The sequence below is a fragment of the Pseudomonas edaphica genome (genome assembly GCF_005863185.1).
In the GTDB taxonomy this organism is placed as follows: domain Bacteria; phylum Pseudomonadota; class Gammaproteobacteria; order Pseudomonadales; family Pseudomonadaceae; genus Aquipseudomonas; species Aquipseudomonas edaphica.
Genome location: NZ_VBVZ01000636.1, coordinates 1 through 3,482, shown reverse-complemented (window position 1 = coordinate 3,482; position 3,482 = coordinate 1). Strand labels below are relative to the sequence as shown.

Here is a 3,482-nt window from a genome sequence, read left to right as displayed (position 1 = left end):
TCACCTGAGCGATGGCGGTGTTGAACTTGTGGTTCTGGCCCACGTCCTGGCTGGCCTGGCGGATGGCCAGGTGGGTGCTGCGGCGAATGGCTTTTTGCTCATCGCTCAACGACGCCACGTCCAGTTTGCCCGGTAAACCCTGGCTGACATGGGCGTGCGCCAGGCGCCAGACGCGCTTGAGGAAGCGGTGCGAGCCTTCAACGCCGGAGTCGGACCATTCGGCGCTCATGTCGGGCGGCGAGGCGAACATCATGAACAGGCGGCAGGTATCGGCGCCGAACTGATCGATCATCGACTGTGGGTCGACGCCGTTGTTCTTGGACTTGGCCATCTTCTCGGTGCCACCGATTTCCACCGGCAGGCCGTCGGATTTCAGCGTGGCGCTGATGACCTTGGCTTTGCTGTCACGCTCAAGCTCGACGTCCGCCGGGTTGAACCAGGTGTAGGCGCCATTGGCTTCGCGGCGATAGTAAGTCTCGGCGATCACCATGCCTTGGGTCAGCAGGTTCTTGAACGGCTCATCGGAGCTCACCAGGCCTTCGTCGCGCATCAGCTTGTGGAAGAAGCGCGCGTAGAGCAGGTGAAGAATCGCGTGTTCGATGCCGCCGATGTATTGATCCACCGGCAACCAGTGGTCGGCTGCGGATTTTTCTACCAGGCCGCCTTCATAGTGTGGCGAGGCGTAGCGGGCGTAGTACCACGAGGACTCGACGAAGGTGTCCATGGTGTCGGTTTCACGCTTGGCAGGTGCGCCGCATTTAGGGCACGTGCACGCGTAGAACTCAGGCATGCGCGCCAATGGCGAACCGGCGCCATCCGGCACCACGTCTTCGGGCAGTACCACCGGCAACTGGTCTTCCGGCACTGGCACGTCACCGCAGGTTTCGCAGTGGATGATCGGGATCGGGCAGCCCCAGTAGCGCTGGCGGCTGATGCCCCAGTCGCGCAGGCGGAACTGGGTGCGCGAGGCACCGAGGTTCTTTTTGATCAAGGCAACTTCGATGGCGTCGAAGGCACCCTGGAAGTCCAGGCCATCGAACTCACCGGAGTTGATCAGCGTACCGTGTTCGCCGTAGGCGTCTTGCCACGGGGCCGGGTTGGTATCACCCGAGCTGGTACGCACGACCGACTTGATCGGCAGGCTGTACTTGGTGGCGAACTCGAAATCGCGCTCGTCGTGGGCCGGCACAGCCATGACTGCGCCATCGCCGTAGTGCATCAGCACGTAGTTGGCGACCCACACCGGCAGTTTTTCGCCCGTCAGTGGGTGCTCGACGAACAGGCCGGTTGGCAGGCCTTTTTTCTCTTGGGTGGCAACGTCGGCTTCGGCCACGCTGCCGCCTTTGCATTCAGCGATGAACGCCGAAAGCTCTGGGTTGTTCTGTGCAGCCTGGGTGGCCAGCGGGTGCTCGGCGGCCACGGCGACGTAAGTCGCGCCCATCAGGGTATCGGGGCGGGTGGTGAAGACTTTGAGTGCGCCCGTTTCGCCGATCGAGTCGACGTTGTACGGGAACTGCACTTCCATGCCCTTGGATTTGCCGATCCAGTTGCGCTGCATGGTCTTGACCTGCTCAGGCCAGCCCGGCATGTCGTCCAGGCTCGACAAGAGTTCATCGGCGTAGGCCGTGATCTTGAAGTAGTACATCGGGATCTGGCGCTTTTCGATCACCGCGCCGGAACGCCAGCCGCGACCGTCGATGACCTGCTCGTTGGCCAGTACGGTCTGGTCGATCGGGTCCCAGTTCACGGTGCCGTTTTTACGGTAGATCACGCCTTTTTCGAACAGGCGCGTGAACAGCCACTGTTCCCAGCGGTAGTAATCGGGCTTGCAGGTGGTCACTTCGCGGGACCAGTCCACCGCCAGGCCCAGGCTGCGCAGCTGGGTTTTCATGTAGGCGATGTTTTCGTAGGTCCACTTGGCGGGCGCCACGTTGTTTTTCATCGCGGCGTTTTCCGCCGGCATGCCGAAGGCGTCCCAACCCATAGGTTGCAGGACGTTTTTGCCGAGCATGCGCTGGTAGCGGGAAATTACGTCGCCGATGGTGTAGTTACGCACGTGCCCCATGTGTAGCTTGCCGCTGGGGTAAGGGAACATCGATAGGCAGTAGTAAGTCTCCTTGCCTGGCTGTTCACTGACTTCAAAGGACTTTTGCTCGTCCCAGAAGGTTTGGGCGGCATTTTCTATTTCACGGGGCTGATATTGTTCGTGCATGGCTACTTTTGAACTGAATAGGGGTGGCCTAATCCTCTTCGGTACAACATTCAGGTTGATCGACACCAAAAAGCGGCGCGTCCGTGCCCAAACCCTGCGGGAAGTGGAGTTACAGGAAGCGCCGTAGCATACATGACCCCACTCTATCGAGGGAAACCCTGATTGCGCGGCGAGGGCCGTCTGTCGCGGCGCGAGGCAGGCGCAGCCATGGGGACTACGCTGTTTATTGGGGAGTGAGTCTTATCTTCAATGAGGTGAGGGGATGGTTGAATCGCAGCGAACTTTAATGAAACCGCAATTGTATGAAGGACTGATCGACCGTTTGGGTCGGGCATTGGATGCCGCAAGAACCGCAGGCCGATTGCGTGATGAGCGGCCTCTGGAGCTGGAGTTGCGAGGCTTGAGCCAGGCTGAACTTGAATTGATCAAGTGCTACCTGGAATTGAATCACCACCGTGCCTCTCAGGAACGGGCTGCCCCGCCCGCCCAAGAGCCTTTGCGTTCGGCCAAGGTGATCTGGCTGAAAGATGTGTCTGCTGGTCGCGGTCCCGATAAGCGTCGGGTCGCACGGTAAACGTGGAGCACCGCGTTATCCTTTGAGTCGTTCTCGAAACAGGTTGGTAAAGATTGTCGCTGAACCCCGTTGCATCTAGGCTTCGGGCATCTTTGGAGATGCCCGATGCCTTTTCGTTATTTCATTAAACAATTGCTCTTGCCGCCCGGCCTCTTTTTGCTGCTGCTGGCGCTTGCCTGGTGGTTGCGTAAAAGTCGCCCGCGCCTGGCCGGATGCTGCTTTGCCGTGGGGTTCGGGGGGCTGTGGTTGATCAGCCTGCCGGTGATGGTGCAGTGGGGCGCGCATGCCCTGGAGACCGAGCCGCCGTTGGCCCGTGAAGAATGGGCGACGCTGGCCCAGCGCGCTGACGCGATTGTGGTGCTGGGGTCGGGGCGTGAGCGCGGTGACCCCGCGTGGGGTTCCGATCAACCCACCGGTACTGGGCTTGAGCGCCAGCGTTATGCTGCGCGTCTGGCCAAGGCCTCCGGCTTGCCGGTGCTGACCAGCGGTGGCTTGCACTACGGCACGCCACCCAGTGAGGCTGAGCTGATGGCGGTGTCGATGCAGGATGACTTTGGCGTCACCGTGCGTTGGAAAGAAGAGCGCAGCCGCACCACCTGGGAAAACGCGCAGATGAGCGCCGAAATCCTGTTGCCGCAAGGCATCAAGCGCGTGGTGGTGGTGACCCAGGCCTGGCATATGCCGCGTGCGGTATGG

General features: G+C 60.8%; 3 protein-coding genes. 2 read left to right on the top strand and 1 reads right to left on the bottom strand.

Annotated features, from left to right (window positions below):
- Positions 1–2,212, bottom strand: a 2,212-nt coding sequence (gene leuS, locus FEM54_RS28020) for a leucine--tRNA ligase (protein ID WP_138453802.1), incomplete at its 3' end; no start/stop codon positions are given.
- A 262-nt stretch (positions 2,213–2,474) separates the two neighbouring features.
- Between leuS and FEM54_RS28015 the strand changes: the two genes are divergently transcribed.
- Together FEM54_RS28015 and FEM54_RS28010 are read left to right on the top strand one after the other, a co-directional pair.
- The gene (locus FEM54_RS28015) at positions 2,475–2,786 is read left to right on the top strand and encodes a hypothetical protein (RefSeq protein WP_017136061.1); all 312 of its coding nucleotides are present in this window, start codon (positions 2,475–2,477) and stop codon (positions 2,784–2,786) included.
- A gap of 105 nt (positions 2,787–2,891) precedes the next feature.
- Positions 2,892–3,482 (top strand): YdcF family protein (locus tag FEM54_RS28010; protein WP_138453801.1); only part of this gene is annotated, 591 nt, incomplete at its 3' end.

Excerpts from the sequence above, each read along its gene's own strand:
- FEM54_RS28015 (WP_017136061.1), top strand. The coding sequence starts at position 2,475 with ATGGTTGAATCGCAGCGAACTTTAATGAAACCGCAATTGTATGAAGGA.